The following is a 15,640-nucleotide window of genomic DNA, read 5'->3' as shown; positions in this document are numbered from 1 at the left end:
ATGCGGTTGGTTCCGATTTATCAGGAACCCAACACAAGTAAGAAGCACTCGCAGCACAAGATCTGGCCTTACTTGCTGAGGAATGCGGTGATTGACCGCCCCAATCAAGTTTGGTGCGCAGATATTACATACATCCCAATGCGCCGTGGGTTCCTCTACCTCGTGGCGATCATGGATTGGCACAGCCGCAAGGTGCTAGCCTGGCGGCTGTCAAACAGTATGGACGCGGACTTTTGCGTCGAGGCCCTGAAAGAGGCTTTGGCCACGCACGGCACGCCGGAAATCTTCAACACCGATCAGGGCAGCCAATTTACCAGCGGTGCGTGGATCGACGTGCTGACGGACGCAAAGATCAAGATCAGCATGGACGGCAAAGGCGCATGGCGTGACAATCGCATGATCGAACGCCTATGGCGATCGCTTAAGTATGAATGCGTTTATCTGAATGCTTTTGAGACAGGTTCTGAAATGCGGACTGGGATCGGCAAATGGCTGGCCTACTACAACTCTGAGCGCCCACATTCGACCCACGGCATATTGACCCCCGATGAGGCCTATGCCAGCAATACAGAACCAATGAGATTGGCAGCCTAAATGAAACCATGATCCATCTTAACAAGGCTGCAAACTGGTCGGAAATCTAGGACCACCTCTCCAAGGTTGATGCCATATTCGTTCGGATTTGATCGGCGCTGATGGTGGGTATAAATCCCGCAGCTTTTGCAGAAATAGTGTTTCGCCGTGCCAGTGCCCCATTGATAAAGGGTCAGGTTTTCGGCGCCTTTGGTCACTTTGAGCCCGGAAAGCGGGGCCGTGACGGCAGCGGCGCCGCGCCTGCGGCAGAAGCTGCAATCGCAGCGGCGCGCGCTTGCAAGCCCTTCCGAGAGAGTCACGCGCAGTTCGACTGCGCCGCAGTGGCAGCTGGCTTTGTGGGGCTGTGTCATCGTTTCGGCCTTACAGGGGGAATGGAGGTGTGCCGGTGGGCGTAGCGCGCTTCGGGATGGGGCGGCTGCCCGTGCGTCATATCCCAGAAGCGCCGCCCGCCAAGGCGAAGGAACAAAGGTATGGTCAGGGCGCCGCCGATCACGAAGCCGCCCGCATGTGCCCAATAGGCGACGCCGCCACTGCTCAGGTCTGCGCCGATGCCGCTGAACAGTTGGATCGCAAACCACAGTATCAGAAGAATCGCGGCGGGAATGGTGATGATGCGGAAAAACACGATGAAGATGATCAGGATATCCACCCGCGCGCGCGGAAACAGCAAAAGATAGCCGCCCATCACGCCCGCAATCGCCCCCGAGGCCCCGACGGTGGGCACCATTGAGGCGGGTTCGGAGGCAAGCTGTGCAAGGCCTGCACCCACGCCCGAGGCAAGATAAAAGGCGAGATAGGCCATGTGGCCCATCCGGTCCTCCATGTTGTCGCCGAAAATCCACAAAAACAGCATGTTGCCGAGAAGATGCATCACCGAGCCATGCAGAAACAAGGAGGTCAGAAGGCCCGAATATTCGCCGGTTTGAGTGACGCGCGCCGGGATCATGGCCCAGTCGTAAAAGAACAGATTGAGCGCGCGGGCATCGCTGAACAGGGGCCAGTAGCCGATGAAGATCACCACGTTGAGGGCAATCAGCGCATAGGTCACATAGGGCGTGCGCCCCGAGGGGTTATGGTCGCGGATCGGGAACATGGGGCCACGTTGGCCCCATGCCGTGGTAAGGTCAAGCCATGCCGCCCAGGAGTTCGGCGTTGCCGCCCGCCGCCGTCGTATCGACGCAGACGTGGCGTTCATGCAGGGCATGGCCGGTGTCGGGCATGCCGGTGATCAGCGGCATGATCGGCCCCTCGCGTTTGCTGAGTGCGAGGGCATAGGCGCGGGCGGTCTCGGCATCGCCCCACCAGATTGCGCCAGAAAGCCCGGCAAGAGACACGAGCGCTTCGGGGTCAAGCGCGCCTGTGGCCTGAACCGCGACACCGCCAAGATCGGTGACGGCCTTGGCCTGTTCTGCGGCGGCCTTTTCCCCCGGCCCCATGCACAACAGCGCAGGGCGCACGCGGGTGGTCAGGCGGTTGGACTCGCCGGTGGGCCCCGGCAAAATGATGTCCTGACGCGGGGTGCCGGGCACGGCGTTGGTGCGTTCAAGGGCGGTCTGCGCGTCCTTGGCTGCCATTGCGCCGGACCATTCGGCATCAACCGGCGTTGCCGGGCGCGCGGTATAGCGGGTCAGGTAATGTGGTCCGCCGGCCTTGGGGCCAGTCCCGGAAAGCCCTTCGCCGCCAAAGGGTTGGCTGCCGACGATGGCGCCGATCTGGTTGCGGTTCACATAGATGTTGCCGGCATGCACCCGCTCGGTCACGTGTTGCACGCGGTCGTCGATCCGGGTCATCAGGCCAAAGGTCAGCCCATAACCGGTGGCGTTGATCGCATCAATCACCCGGTCAAGATGCTTGGCCTTGAAGGTTGCCAGATGCAGGACCGGGCCAAAGATTTCGCGCTCAAGATATTCGATGCCGCCAACGCTGATCAGGCTGGGGGCGATGAAGGTGCCGGCATTCGGTGTCATCAGCTCGTGCATCAGGCGGCCTTCGGCGCGGGCCTTCTGGATATGATCGGCAATGCCCTGGCGCGCGGTTTCGTCGATCACCGGGCCGCAATCGGTCGAGATATGCCAGGGCGTGCCGACGCAAAGCACGTCCATCGCGCCCTTAAGCATCTTGATGAAATCCTCGGCGATATCCTCCTGCACATAAAGACAGCGCAGCGCGGAACAGCGCTGACCGGCCGATTGAAAGGCGGATTCAACGATCGCCTGCACCGCCTGTTCGGGCAGGGCGGTGGAATCGACGATCATCGCATTGAGACCGCCGGTTTCGGCAATCAGCGGCGCGCCGGGCGCGAGGTTTTCGGCCATGGCAGCGCGGATTTTCATCGCCGTGCCGGTCGACCCGGTAAAGGCCACCCCGCCGACGCGCGCATCAGAGGTGAGCGCCGCGCCAACCTCGCCCGCTCCGGGCAAAAGCTGAAGCGCGGTTTTGGGCACGCCGGCCTTGTGCATCAGCGAGATCGCCAGATGGGCGATGATCGGGGTCTGCTCGGCGGGTTTCGACAGAACCGCGTTGCCCGTGGCAAGCGCCGCCGCAATCTGGCCGCTGAAGATCGCCAGCGGGAAGTTCCACGGCGAGATGCAGGTGAAGGTGCCAACCGCCGGGGCCTCGGGGGCGTTGGCGGCGTAATAGCGCAGGAAATCCACCGCTTCGCGCAGTTCGGCCACCGCATCGGGGATGGATTTGCCGGCCTCACGCGACAGGATGGCGAAAATCTCGCCAAAGTTTTTCTCATAAAGGTCGGCGACCTTGTTGAGAACGCGGGCGCGCTCGGTCGGGGCGGCATCCCAGGGCTTTGCCGATGACAGGGCGGTTTCGATCTCGGCGGCGCTTGCCGGGGCGACGGTGCCGGGGCTGTCGGCGGGATCGGCGGGGTTGTCGACGCGCACCGCTGCGTTGGCTTTCGCCTTGCCCGCGACAAGCGCGGTGGCACTCCATTTATGGGTGGCAAAGGCGTCGCGCGCCTTGATCACCGCGTCAAGCGTCGGGCGGTGGTGAAGATCAAAGCCGCGCGAATTGGGGCGCTCTGGCTGAAACAGGTCAGGGCCGGTGGCCAGATCGGCGGGCGGGTCGTTGACCGCGTCAAACGGATCGCGCGCGACCACCTCGGGGGCGACCTCTTCATCGACGATCTGGTTCACAAAGCTTGAATTGGCACCGTTTTCCAGCAGGCGACGCACCAGATAGGCCAGCAGATCGCGATGCGCCCCAACCGGCGCATAGATGCGACAGCGGGTTTTCTCGCCCTTCAGGATGATGTCGTGCAGAGCCTCGCCCATGCCGTGCAGGCGCTGGAATTCGAAGGTGGATTTATCGGTGGCCATTTCCAGAATGGCGGCAGCGGTATGGGCGTTATGGGTTGCGAATTGCGGATAGATCCGGTCGGTCATCGACAGGAGTTTGCGCGCATTGGCGATATAGCTCACGTCGGTCGCGGCCTTTGAGGTGAAGACCGGAAAGCCCTCGATGCCCTCAACCTGGGCGCGTTTGATTTCGGTGTCCCAATAGGCGCCCTTGACGAGGCGGACCATGATCTTGCGATCAAGCCGGGTGGCGAGGCCATAGAGGTGGTCAAGAACGTGGCTGGCGCGGTGGCCATAGGCCTGAACCACGACGCCAAACCCGTCCCAGCCCGCAAGGGCGGGCTCGGCGAGAACGGTTTCGATCACATCAAGCGACAGCGACAGGCGGTCGGCCTCTTCGGCGTCGATGTTAAGGCCCATCCTAGCGGATTTCGCCAGCAGCGCGAGGCTGCGCAGGCGCGGCACGAGGATTTCCATCACCTGCTCGTGCTGGGCCTCTTCATAGCGGGCATGCAGCGCCGAAAGCTTGACCGAGATGCCGGGATTGTCGCGGATATCGGCATTGGTGCAGGCATCGGCAATCGCGGTGATCGCGCGGCTATAGCTCAGGTGATAGCGGGTGGCGTCGCCATCGGTGCGCGCGGCCTCGCCAAGCATGTCATAGGAATAGGAATAGCCCTTTTTCTCCATGTTGGCGGCGCGGTCCATGGCCGAGCGGATGTTCTCGCCAAGAACGAACTGGCGGCCCATTTCCTTCATGGCGCGGGCCACGGCGGTGCGGATCACCGGCTCGCCCAGGCGTTTGATCGCGCTGCGCAGGTGGCCGACGGGGCCGGGGGCGTCTTCCTTGAGAACCTTGCCGGTCAGCATCAGGGCCCAGGTCGAGGCATTGACCAAGGATGAGGTCGAATGGCCCATGTGCTTGCCCCAGTTCGACGGCGCGATCTTATCCTCAATGAGGGCGTCGATGGTTTCTGCATCCGGGACGCGCAAGAGCGCCTCGGCCAGACACATCAGGGCGATGCCTTCGTCGGTTGACAGACCGTATTCGGCCAGAAACACTTCCATCAGGCCGGGGTTCGACTGGCCCCGGATATCGCGGACCAGTTGCGCGCCACGGGCACAGATGCTCTTGCGGTCCGCTTCGGACAGCGCGGCGATTCCGGTCAGACGGGCAAGGGTTTCGCCTTCGTCAGCATAGGTTGCCAGATCAATGGCGCGGCGCATGTCGGTGTCATATGGCATGAAGGGTCCCCTTGGCTAAGATGGCCTAAGATAGCATGATTGATTAAGTTACTTTTCCCGATTATACATAATTATCAGGTCAAACGCATCATATTGGAGCGAAAGATGGACCAAACCGAACAGAGCGATCTGGACAGGTTCGACCGGGCGATTCTAAGGGTTCTGGCGGGCGACGGGCGGATCAGCGTGACCGAGCTTGCGCGCGAAATCGGGCTATCGAAATCGCCGACGCAGGCACGCTTGCGCCGGCTTGAACGCGACGGGGTGATCACCGGCTATCGGGCACTGTTTGATCCGATCCGCCTTGGGCTTGACCATGTCAGTTTCGTCGAGGTCCGCTTGCATGATACCCGCGAGGCGGCCCTGGCCGAATTCAATGCGGCGGTGTCGAAAATCCCCGAGATCGAACAGGTGCATCTGATCGCCGGAAATTTCGACTATCTGATGAAGATCCGCACTCAGAGCATGAGCGATTATCGCCGGGTTCTGGCAGACCATATTTCGACCCTGCCGCATCTTGCCAATACCTCGACTTATGTGGCGATGCAGGCGGTCAAGGAAAACGCCGTGTCCGATGTGATTTGACCAATCCGGGGCATGCCCCATAATAATGAGTCATGAAGCATCTGGTTCTGGCAATTGGCATGATCGGGCTTGCGGGCGCACCGCTTGCGGTCGAGACATGCCCCGAGGCCCCCGATCATCGCGCGGAAATGAACGAGCTGATCAGCGCCGCGCAATCCGCCCCGAATGAGACCGCAGGGCGGATCATTTCAAATGAGATGTGGCAATATTGGGCCGATGCGCCGGATGACTATGCCCAGGGCCTTCTGGACGAGGGCATGACCCGGCGCGCCGCTTATGATTTCGAAGGTGCGGTCACGGCCTTTGATGCGCTTGTGGCCTACTGCCCCGCCTATGCCGAGGGCTATAATCAGCGCGCCTTCGTCAATTTTATCCGTCAGGATTACAGCGCGGCGCTGCCTGATCTTGAACGCGCAGTGGCGCTGTCACCGCGCCACATCGCGGCGATGACCGGGCAGGCGATGACCCTTATGGCGCTGGACCGTCCGGGCGAAGCCGCCTTGATCCTGCGCGCGGCGCTTGAGCTGAACCCGTGGCTGTCCGAGCGGCATCTTCTGGGCGCACTAGAGGCGGCCGAGAAAGAATTATAGGCGGCGGTTGCGGCTTGTCGCGCTCTTGCGTGCGCGCCGCGCCAGACCGGGCGCGCATTCGCTTTACACCCGCGCGAAAGCGGCTATGTTTCGGCCGCGTCCTGATGCGGGCGTGATGGAATGGTAGACATACCAGACTTAAAATCTGTTGGGCCCTGTGCCCGTGTGGGTTCGAGTCCCACCGCCCGCACCATTTTCAAGTGGCCTACCGCCTTCGGCTACTTGAGGCCGGTTTGGTTCGAGTTTTTTCCTCTCACCCGCACCACCTTCTTCCGAAAAATATTTGTTGTCTGAGGGCCAATAACCACCCGGAGAGACAAATGGCATAGAAACCGGCACAGGCGGTTCGTCGTGAGGGCAACAATTACTATAGCCACCGGCTCCAAAGATCAGTGCATCTGACTTCGGGCAGTATGTAGTCAGGGTGAGTCCTGGGCGGGTCTCTGAAAGATCTGGACGCCTGCGCGACAAAGGAAACCGCCATAGGGTTCTCCTGGTCGCCGTCGCACGAAAGCTCCTGATTGTCGCAAGCTCTCTCATCGCTTAAAACCAGCTTTGGAAGGTCATTTAAGATATAGTTGGTTAAGGCCAGCGGTGCGTTGCCGCCCTACGTCCCCTCAAAATTGCCCGCCCGCGATCTCGATGGCCTGGCCGTTGACGCTTTGTGATCCCGGACCACAGAGCCAGAGCACGGCCTGCGCGACCTCATCAGGCGCGATCAGGCGGTTGTGGCGGTTGGCGCTGACCATCATGGCGCGGGCCTCGTCGGTGCTTACGCCGGCGCGCTCGGAAATGGCGCTGACGTTGCGGCTAATGATGTCGGTATCCACATAGCCCGGGCAGATCGCGTTGAAGGTGAAGGGCGTGCCGAGGTAATCCTCGCTGAGTGCGCGGATCAGGCCGACCATGCCGTGTTTGCTGGCCGAATAGGCAGCCGCGCCCTTGAGGCCCTTGAGCCCGGCAATCGAGGAAATCGCGATCACCCGGCCCCAATCGGTGCCGCGCATGCCGCCCAGACATTCGCGCACCGTGTAGAATGCGCCGTCAAGGTTGGTGCCCATCACCTGACGCCAGAAGGCCGCGTCGGTCTTGTGCAGCGCGCGCCCCTCGGCGATGCCGGCATTGGGGATGCAAATCTGGACCGGGCCACGTTCGGCCACGGCCCGCGCCACGCCTGCCACAACCTGCGCTTCGTCGCTGACATCCATCGCCAGCGGGTAAAGCCCGTTTCCGGCGACACTTTGCAGCACGCTTTCGCGCCGCCCGGTGATGGTGACCTCTGCGCCGGCCCCGGCCAGAGCGCGGGCAATCGCAAGGCCGATGCCGCTTCCGCCGCCGGTGATCAGCGCGTGTTTTCCGCTTAGTGTCATCTTGCCTCCGTCATATCTGGCGTTACTCTAACGCTCTGCCGTAAACTGGCAACCGCCGCGCGGCGATCACAGGGGAAAGAATCGTGTTGAAATGGATTGATATGCCGCCGGTCTGGCTTGTGGCGTTTTTGGGCCTGGCGTGGGCGCAGGCCACTTACCTGCCAATGTGGCTTGATTTCGGCGGGGCGTGGTCTGATCTTGTCGGGGGGCTGTTGGTTGGTGGGGGGCTGTTGCTGATCGTGCTGGCCGCCGCAGAGTTTCGCCGCCACCGCACCACCATCGTGCCACATCAAGAGGCAGAGCGGCTGATTCAGTCGGGGATTTTCACCCGCTCGCGCAATCCGATTTACCTTGGGGATGCTCTGATCCTGACCGGGCTTATCCTGCGATGGGACGCGGTTTTGGCGCTGCCACTGATTCCCGTCTTCGTCTGGATCATTGAAAAACGCTTCATTATCCCCGAAGAAAACCGGCTAAGACGAAAGTTTCGGATGGATTTTGCCAAATATTGTGACAAAACCCGGCGTTGGGTCTGACAGGCGCGACAATCTTGGTGTCGCATCTCACGGTTTTGTGTGAAATAACGACCTTCGGGAATAGGAAACCGGCACCTGCAAAACGCGGTGCCACAGGATACGTGATCTGCCAGAGGGGGACACAGCATTGAAGATCGGAACGCCAAAGGAAGTGCTTGAGGGCGAAAATCGGGTGGCCATGACGCCCGAATCGGCCCTGCAACTGCAGAAACTCGGCCATAGCTGCGCGATTGAGACCGGGGCTGGCGTGCGCGCCGGGTTTTCGGACGAGGCCTATCAAGAGGCGGGGGTGGAAATCGTCAAGACCGCCGCGGCGCTTTGGAAAAACAGCGATATCGTCGCCAAGGTGCGCGTCCCCACCGATACCGAGGTCAAGCGGCTGAGCGAAGGCCAGACCCTGATTTCGTTCTTCAATCCCGGTGGCAACGAAAAGCAGCTCAAGATGGCGGCCGACAAGGGCGCGACCGTTGTGGCGATGGAAATGGTGCCCCGCATCAGCCGCGCCCAGAAGATGGATGCGCTCAGCTCGATGGCGAATATCGCCGGCTATCGCGCCGTGATCGAGGCCAGCAACAACTTTGGCCGCTTCTTCACCGGCCAGATCACGGCGGCGGGCAAGGTGCCCCCGGCGAAGGTTCTTGTGGTCGGCGCCGGCGTTGCCGGTCTGGCCGCGATCGGCACCTCGACATCGCTTGGCGCGATCACCTATGCGTTCGACGTGCGCCCCGAAGTGGCCGAGCAGGTCGAGAGCATGGGCGCAGAGTTCGTCTATCTTGATTTCGAGGAAGAGGCCAAGGACGGCGCCGCCACGGGTGGTTATGCCTCTGTATCCTCGCCGGAATTCCGCGAGGCGCAGCTTGCCAAGTTCCGCGAATTGGCCCCCGAGGTCGATATCGTGATCACCACGGCGCTTATTCCGAACCGCGAAGCGCCCGAGCTTTGGACCGAAGACATGGTCGCCTCGATGAAGCGCGGCTCGGTGATTGTCGATCTGGCGGCGGAAAAGGGCGGCAACTGCAAGCTGACCGTGATGGACGAGAAGATCGTCACCGATAATGGCGTGACGATCATCGGCTATACCGATTTTCCCAGCCGGATGGCGGCGCAAGCCTCCAGCCTTTATGCCACCAACATCCGTCACATGATGACAGACCTCACGCCGGACAAGGACGGTGTGGTCAATCACAACATGGAAGACGACGTGATCCGGGGCGCAACCGTGACCCATGACCACGCCGTCACCTTCCCGCCGCCACCGCCCAAGGTGGCCGCGATTGCCGCGCAGCCCAAGAAGGAAACGCCAAAGGCGCTGACACCCGAGGAAAAGCGCGCCAAGGAAATGGCCGCCTTCAAGGCGCAGACCAAGAACCAGGTTACCTTGCTCGTCGTCGGTGCTGTCCTGCTTTTGAGTGTGGGGCTTGTCGCCCCGGCCAGCTTCATGCAGCACTTCATCGTCTTCGTGCTGGCGGTTTTTGTTGGCTTCCAGGTGATCTGGAACGTGTCGCATTCGCTGCATACGCCGCTGATGGCGGTCACCAATGCGATTTCGTCGATCATCATTCTTGGCGCGCTGATGCAGATCGGATCGGGGTCTTTTCTCGTGATTTTGCTTGCCGCGCTCTCGGTCTTCATGGCCGGTATCAACATATTCGGCGGTTTCATGGTCACACGGCGCATGCTCGCCATGTTCCAGAAATCGTAAGGGGGCAGGTCTAATGGATTACGGTTTTACAACGGCCGCATATGTGGTCGCGGCTATCCTTTTCATCCTGAGCCTTGGCGGTCTGTCGGGTCAGGAAAGCGCAAAACGCGCGGTCTGGTATGGCATTGCAGGCATGGCTCTGGCCGTGGCGGCAACGCTTGTTGGCCCCGGCTCGGGTCTTTGGGTCTTGTCTGCGGTGCTGATCGCGGCGGGCGGGACCATCGGGTATTTCGTGGCGCAACGCGTGCAGATGACCGAGATGCCACAGCTTGTGGCGGCAATGCACAGCCTTGTCGGCCTTGCCGCCGTCTTCGTGGGCTTCAACGCGCATATCGAGCTTAACAACGTTCTGGCCATGAGCCATGACGCGCGCGAGGGCCTGGAAGGGTTCGCCGCGCTCCTGGCCCATAAATCCCCGGTCGAGCAGTCGATCCTGCGGGTCGAAGTGTTTCTTGGCATCTTCATCGGTGCCGTGACATTTACCGGCTCGATCATCGCTTATGGCAAGCTTGCGGGCAAGGTCGACACGGCGGCGAAAAAGCTGCCGGGTGGTCACATGCTCAACGCCAGTGCGGCGGCGATTTCGGTCGCCTGCCTGATCTGGTATTTCAACACCGGTGGCTTTTTGCCGCTGGCCCTGATGACGCTGGCGGCGCTGTTCATCGGCTACCACCTGATCATGGGCATCGGCGGCGCCGACATGCCGGTGGTTGTGTCGATGCTCAACAGCTATTCCGGCTGGGCGGCGGCGGCGATCGGTTTCAGCCTTGGCAATGACCTCTTGATCGTGGTCGGCGCGCTTGTTGGCTCGTCCGGTGCGATCCTGTCGTACATCATGTGCAAGGCGATGAACCGTTCATTCATCTCGGTGATCCTCGGCGGCTTTGGTGGCCCCGCAGGCGAGCAGATGGCGGTCGAAGGCGAACAGATCGCGATTGATGCCGATGGTGTTGCCGCGGCTCTGAATGAGGCCGACAGCATCATCATCATCCCCGGCTATGGCATGGCCGTGGCGCAGGCCCAACAGGCGGTGAGCGAGCTGACCAGCAAGCTGCGCGCCAAGGGCAAGAACGTGCGCTTTGCCATCCATCCGGTGGCGGGGCGTCTGCCGGGGCATATGAACGTGCTTCTGGCCGAGGCGCGGGTGCCCTATGATATCGTGATGGAAATGGACGAGATCAACGACGATTTCCCCGATACCGATGTGGCCATCGTCATCGGCTCGAACGACATCGTCAACCCGGCGGCCCAGGAAGACCCCAACAGCCCGATCGCCGGCATGCCGGTTCTGGAGTGCTGGAAGGCGAAACAGGTGTTCGTGTCCAAGCGCGGACAGGGAACCGGCTATTCGGGTATCGAGAACCCGCTGTTCTACAAGGAAAACACCCGCATGTTCTATGGCGATGCCAAGGACAGCGTGAGCAGCCTGTTGTCCAAGATTGACTGATCACGACATTGGACGGCCTTTTGAAGGGGCGCTCTTAACCGGGCGCCCCTTTTGCATGCGATAGGCATGGCGTGACCGGCGGATTTTGAGTATTTTTGCCAAGAAGAATCCCTAACCCTGTGCAGTATACGATTGTGTGCCGCTAAATCATTGGAATTTATGGAAAAACGCTTTTGTGGGGGCGGGGAAACGGCTATGAAGCCGATGAGTTAAGGAGAGCGGCCCATGCCCCCGATAGAAGACCATCCGCTGCGGTATGAGCTGGCCAATGAGTTGCACGCGCGTCCGTTTCCATCGCTGAGCGCGCCCTGTACGGCGGCCTATCTGGCGATCAAGCAGCCGCATGATGCGGCCAAGCGGGATCGCGGGGCGGATCTCGCGCATCTTGTCGCCTTGCTTGATCGCTATGGCGCGGGCCATCCACAGCCCGGCGCGACGCATTATTCGGGCAAGATCGGGCGGCATGTCCTGAAATGGGAAAGCCATACCGAATTTGTGACCTACACGGTGTTTACCGAAGGGGTCAGCACGCGCCCGTTCGATCCGGCCGATTTCGAGGTCTTTCCCGCCGAGTGGCTTGCCGCGTCGCCGGGGATGCGGGTGACCTCGGCCTTGATCCGGGTGACGCCTTGGAAGAACAAGGAGCAGACCCGCGAAGAGACCGATCAGTGGTTTGTCTCTGAAAGCGTGGCGGTCGCGCGGGTTCTGGATGATGCGGCGGTGATGGCGGGGGATTTCCGGATTGATACGGCGGGGCATCTGCGGTTTTCGGTCAGCGTTGCTCCGAACACCGGCGCGCGCCGGATCGGGCGGATCGTGCAGCGTTTGTGCGAGATCGAGACCTATAAGTCGATGTCGATGCTCGGCTTTGCACGGGTGCGCGAAATGGGCCGCCAGATGGGCGAGACCGACAGCCAGCTGAGCCGTCTGATCGGTGATATGACCGGTGGCACGCAGCCAGCCGAGGAAACGCTGCAGGGCCTGTTGCATGTCTCGGCCGAGCTTGAATCGCTGGTGGCGCAATCCTCTTTCCGGTTTGGCGCGACGGCCGCCTATGAGCAGATCGTCAATCAGCGCATCAGCGTGTTGCGCGAGGAACGCTTCGAGGGGCGCCAGACATTCGCCGAGTTCATGATGCGCCGCTATGAGCCCGCGATGCGCACGGTGCGCGCCACCAAGGAGCGGCTGGATGCCATGGCGGACCGGGCGATGCGCGCGGGTGAATTGCTGCGCACGCGGGTGGATGTGGAACGCAGCGCGCAGAACCAGGCTTTGCTGGAGAGCATGGACAAGCGCGCCGATCTGCAATTGCGCCTGCAACGAACGGTCGAGGGGCTGTCGGTCGTCGCGATCAGCTATTACGCGGTGTCGCTGGCGGGTTATCTGCTTTATCCGCTGACCGGGGTGCTGGGGCTGAGCAAGGGGATGATCACCGCCGCAGTCACCCTGCCGGTGGTCGCGCTTGTCTGGTGGATGGTACAGCGTATTCGCAAAAAGCTTCATTGATCATTTGCCCCTGAGGGCGGGCGATGTAAGCTCGGGCTTTCAAGCGCGAGGTAATGCCAATGTCGTTTCCCGATTTCATCATGGGCTTTCCATCACTCGACCTGCCCTTTTCCGAAGATGTCGTTCAAAGCCGCGCCATCCGATCCGACGATGGCCTATGCGTCTTTTTCACCTTCCTTCAGGATATGGAGTTGCCACCCCATAGCCACGGGGCGCAGTGGGGCACCGTGGTGGAAGGCGAGATAGAGTTCACCATCGGGGGTGAGACAAGGATTTACGGCCCCGGTGACAGCTATTCCATTCCCACCGACGTGGTGCATGGGGCGATGATCAAGGCGGGCACGCGCGTGATCGACGTCTTCTCAGAGCCGGATCGCTATCCGATCAAAAGGCCATAGCCCTTTCGCGCGGCGCCTCGCGAGGCGCGCACGCAAGAGCGCGAAGAGCGGCTCAGGTGATGTAATGCAGCGCGTCGAATTCCTGCCGCCAGGCCGAAACCTCTGGCAAAAGCGCGCTCGGGTCATTGCTGCGCAGCGCCTGTGCGATAAGCCCTGCCATGCGCGGGGCATGCTCCGGGGTCACTCCCCACCGCGCCAATTCCGGCGTGCCAATGCGCAAGCCGTTCATATCCCCCGCCACCGGATCAATCGGAAGGCCAATGCCACAGGCCAGAAACCCGGCCTTGCGCAGGGTTTTCGATGCCGCCTGACCACCACCAAACCCGGCGGCAGCAATCGCGAACTGATGCGAATTCGTCGCCCCCTGCGCGCCCTTGAACGCCGGCAGCCCCTCGGCCTCCAGAGCGGCGGCAAGCGCTTGCGCCACGGCCACCATTTGCGCGGCGTAGGCCACGCCATGGGTGCGCCAGTCGAGCAATGTCACCGCCAAAGCCGCCGATTTGGCCGCGTCGAAATTGGCCGTCATCCCCGGAAAGGCAATTGCATCAAGGCGCTCGGCAAGGGTGGCGTCATTGCTGACGATCAAGCCGCCCGCCGGGCCGCCAAGGCTTTTATAGGTGCTCATCGTCATCATATGCGCGCCCTCGGCGAGCGGGTTGCGCCAGGCCTTGCCGGCGATGATCCCGCATTGATGGGCCGCGTCAAACAACAGCTTTGCGCCGACCTCATCGGCAATCGCGCGCACCTCGCGCACCGGATGCTCGAAGAGGTTGAGGCTGGCGCCAAGCGTGATCAGTTTGGGGCGCTCCTTGCGCGCCAAGTCTGCCAGCCCAACAAGATCGACGGTATAGCCATCCGCATCGACCGGCGCCTCGATGATCCGCAAGCCGTAAAGCCCGGCACAGCCCGTACTGTGATGGGTCACATGCCCGCCGACGCTGGCCGGGGGCGCGATGATCGTATCGCCGGGTTTGCAGGTGGTCATAAAGCCGTAAAGATTGGCAATCGCCCCCGAGGGCACGCGGATTTCGGCAAATTTGGCCTCGAACACTTCGGCGGCAAGGCTGGCGGCAATCACCTCGATTTCCTCGATCGCCTCAAGGCCCATTTCGTATTTGTCCCCCGGATAACCAAGCGAGGGTCGCGAGCCGATGCCGCTGGCCAAAAGCGCCTCGGCGCGTGGGTTCATCACGTTGGTGGCGGGGTTGAGGTTGAAACACTCGGCCTCGTGGATGCGTCGATTGTCGGCGGCAAGCGCCTCGATGCGGGCGGCGATATGGGCGCCGTCCTCGGCATCCGTGCGCGCGGCAAGGGTTTGAACAAGGTCTTCGCAGTGGGCAGGTACCCAAGCGCGGCGGGCCAGTGTCATTTTGAAATCTCCCTGACTGGTTTTGCCCAGTCTGGCGCGCGACGGCTTGCCTGTGCAAACCAGATTATGTAAAATTTAGCTTAGAGAAACTAAGGCTAGATAAATGTCCGTATCCCCGCCGCGCCCCAAGGGGCCGCCGCTCAACGCCCTGCGCGCCTTTGAGGCGGCCGCACGGCTTGGCGGCTTTGCCAATGCCGCTGACGAGCTTTGCGTGACGCCGGGGGCGGTGTCGCAGCATATCAAGGCGCTTGAGGAGTGGATCGGGGCCGATCTCTTCGAGCGCCGCTCGCAGGGCGTGCGCCTGAGTGCCTTTGGTGCCGAGGTTGCGCCCGGATTTGCCAAGGCCTTCGATGCAATGGGCGCGGCGGTGCATGGCATGCGCGCGGCTGCGCGCCACAAGACGCTGCATATTGCGGCCCTGCCGAGTGTGGCGCAGCTTTGGCTTTCGCCGCGCCTGCCAAAGGTGCGCGCTGCCCTGCCAGAGCTAAGCATTTCGGTCTCGGCGGTTGAGGCCCCGCCCAATCTTGCGCGCGAATTGTTTGACTTGAGCCTGTTCATTCGCCGCCCCACCGGGGGCGCGCGCGAAACTGTGGTGGCCCGCGATGTGATCTTTCCGGTCTGCACGCCTTTGATCGCCGCGCGGCTCAAGTCCCCCGCCGACCTTATGCACGAGACACTCTTGCATGACGCGCTCTGGCCCGAGGATTGGGCGATCTGGGGCAAGACTGCGCTGCCCGGTCAGACCCTGCCGGACAAGGGCCCGCGCTTTTCACTCTATAGCATTGCCATGGAAGAGGCGCGCAACGGCGCGGGTGTTCTGATGGGGCATCAATCGCTGGTAGAGGCCGCGCTTGCCCGTGGTGATCTTGTCGCGCCGTTTGCCGCGAGGGTCGAAACCGGCAAGGCTCTGGTGCTTGATCGGGCGGGCTTTGAGGGGGCGGCGGATCACCTTGCGCAGGTTCTGACGTTGCTGCAAGAGGCGTGATC

The 15,640-nt window shown here is 61.6% G+C and carries 14 protein-coding genes and 1 tRNA gene; 10 read left to right on the top strand and 5 right to left on the bottom strand.

What is annotated here, in order from left to right; all coding sequences use genetic code 11:
- Positions 1–594: IS3 family transposase (locus BUB78_RS03810; RefSeq protein ID WP_073195192.1), on the top strand; the 594-nt coding region annotated here is incomplete at its 5' end.
- Here the strand turns inward: BUB78_RS03810 and BUB78_RS03805 are convergent.
- Genes BUB78_RS03805 through putA form a run of 3 tightly spaced genes read right to left on the bottom strand, consistent with a single transcriptional unit; the run spans position 591 to position 5,150 of the window.
- A complete protein-coding gene (locus BUB78_RS03805; protein WP_073195190.1) occupies positions 591–944 on the bottom strand; it encodes a GFA family protein in 354 nt (117 codons plus the stop codon). The two genes, BUB78_RS03810 and BUB78_RS03805, sit on opposite strands and share 4 nt — an antisense overlap.
- Entirely contained in the window at positions 941–1,687 is a 747-nt protein-coding gene (locus BUB78_RS03800) for a rhomboid family intramembrane serine protease (protein WP_073195188.1), read from the bottom strand. The genes BUB78_RS03805 and BUB78_RS03800 overlap by 4 nt, the downstream gene beginning before the upstream one ends.
- Before the next feature lie 31 nt (positions 1,688–1,718).
- Positions 1,719–5,150 carry a bifunctional proline dehydrogenase/L-glutamate gamma-semialdehyde dehydrogenase PutA gene (putA, locus tag BUB78_RS03795; RefSeq protein ID WP_073195186.1) on the bottom strand — a complete coding sequence of 1,144 codons (3,432 nt, stop codon included), beginning with the start codon at positions 5,148–5,150 and terminating at the stop codon, positions 1,719–1,721.
- 105 nt (positions 5,151–5,255) lie between these two features.
- Between putA and BUB78_RS03790 the strand changes: the two genes are divergently transcribed.
- The 3 genes from BUB78_RS03790 to BUB78_RS03780 all read left to right on the top strand — a co-directional run bounded on the left by BUB78_RS03790 (position 5,256) and on the right by BUB78_RS03780 (position 6,518).
- Positions 5,256–5,735, top strand: coding sequence for an Lrp/AsnC family transcriptional regulator (locus tag BUB78_RS03790; protein ID WP_073195183.1), 480 nt, complete (start codon positions 5,256–5,258; stop codon positions 5,733–5,735).
- A gap of 32 nt (positions 5,736–5,767) precedes the next feature.
- A complete protein-coding gene (locus BUB78_RS03785) occupies positions 5,768–6,325 on the top strand; it encodes a tetratricopeptide repeat protein (protein WP_073195181.1) in 558 nt (185 codons plus the stop codon).
- Between the two features lie 106 nt (positions 6,326–6,431).
- Positions 6,432–6,518 (top strand) — tRNA-Leu (locus BUB78_RS03780).
- Between the two features lie 424 nt (positions 6,519–6,942).
- On the opposite strand, the gene BUB78_RS03775 is transcribed toward BUB78_RS03780, so the two are convergent.
- The gene (locus BUB78_RS03775) at positions 6,943–7,695 is read right to left on the bottom strand and encodes an SDR family NAD(P)-dependent oxidoreductase (protein ID WP_073195179.1); all 753 of its coding nucleotides are present in this window, start codon (positions 7,693–7,695) and stop codon (positions 6,943–6,945) included.
- Positions 7,696–7,781: 86 nt separating this feature from the next.
- Between BUB78_RS03775 and BUB78_RS03770 the strand changes: the two genes are divergently transcribed.
- From BUB78_RS03770 to BUB78_RS03750, 5 genes are all read left to right on the top strand, one after another.
- The gene (locus BUB78_RS03770) at positions 7,782–8,231 is read left to right on the top strand and encodes a methyltransferase family protein (RefSeq protein ID WP_245813347.1); all 450 of its coding nucleotides are present in this window, start codon (positions 7,782–7,784) and stop codon (positions 8,229–8,231) included.
- Between the two features lie 127 nt (positions 8,232–8,358).
- Entirely contained in the window at positions 8,359–9,933 is a 1,575-nt protein-coding gene (locus tag BUB78_RS03765) for a Re/Si-specific NAD(P)(+) transhydrogenase subunit alpha (protein WP_073195176.1), read from the top strand.
- Between the two features lie 13 nt (positions 9,934–9,946).
- Entirely contained in the window at positions 9,947–11,380 is a 1,434-nt protein-coding gene (locus BUB78_RS03760; protein WP_073195174.1) for an NAD(P)(+) transhydrogenase (Re/Si-specific) subunit beta, read from the top strand.
- 225 nt (positions 11,381–11,605) lie between these two features.
- Entirely contained in the window at positions 11,606–12,886 is a 1,281-nt protein-coding gene (locus BUB78_RS03755) for a DUF3422 family protein (RefSeq protein WP_073195171.1), read from the top strand.
- 59 nt (positions 12,887–12,945) lie between these two features.
- A complete protein-coding gene (locus tag BUB78_RS03750; protein ID WP_073195169.1) occupies positions 12,946–13,284 on the top strand; it encodes a cupin domain-containing protein in 339 nt (112 codons plus the stop codon).
- Positions 13,285–13,336: 52 nt separating this feature from the next.
- Here the strand turns inward: BUB78_RS03750 and BUB78_RS03745 are convergent, their stop codons facing one another.
- A complete protein-coding gene (locus tag BUB78_RS03745; protein WP_073195166.1) occupies positions 13,337–14,653 on the bottom strand; it encodes a serine hydroxymethyltransferase in 1,317 nt (438 codons plus the stop codon).
- A 103-nt stretch (positions 14,654–14,756) separates the two neighbouring features.
- Here BUB78_RS03745 and BUB78_RS03740 point away from each other — a divergent pair, with 103 nt between their 5' ends.
- On the top strand, positions 14,757–15,638 hold the full coding sequence (locus BUB78_RS03740) for a LysR family transcriptional regulator (RefSeq protein WP_073195164.1): 882 nt from the start codon (positions 14,757–14,759) through the stop codon (positions 15,636–15,638).
- The last annotated feature ends 2 nt before the right edge of the window (positions 15,639–15,640 follow it).

Source organism: Roseovarius marisflavi, assembly GCF_900142625.1.
Lineage (GTDB): Bacteria > Pseudomonadota > Alphaproteobacteria > Rhodobacterales > Rhodobacteraceae > Roseovarius > Roseovarius marisflavi.
Note: the sequence above shows the minus strand (reverse complement) of the source record. Positions and strands in the feature narration are given on the sequence as shown.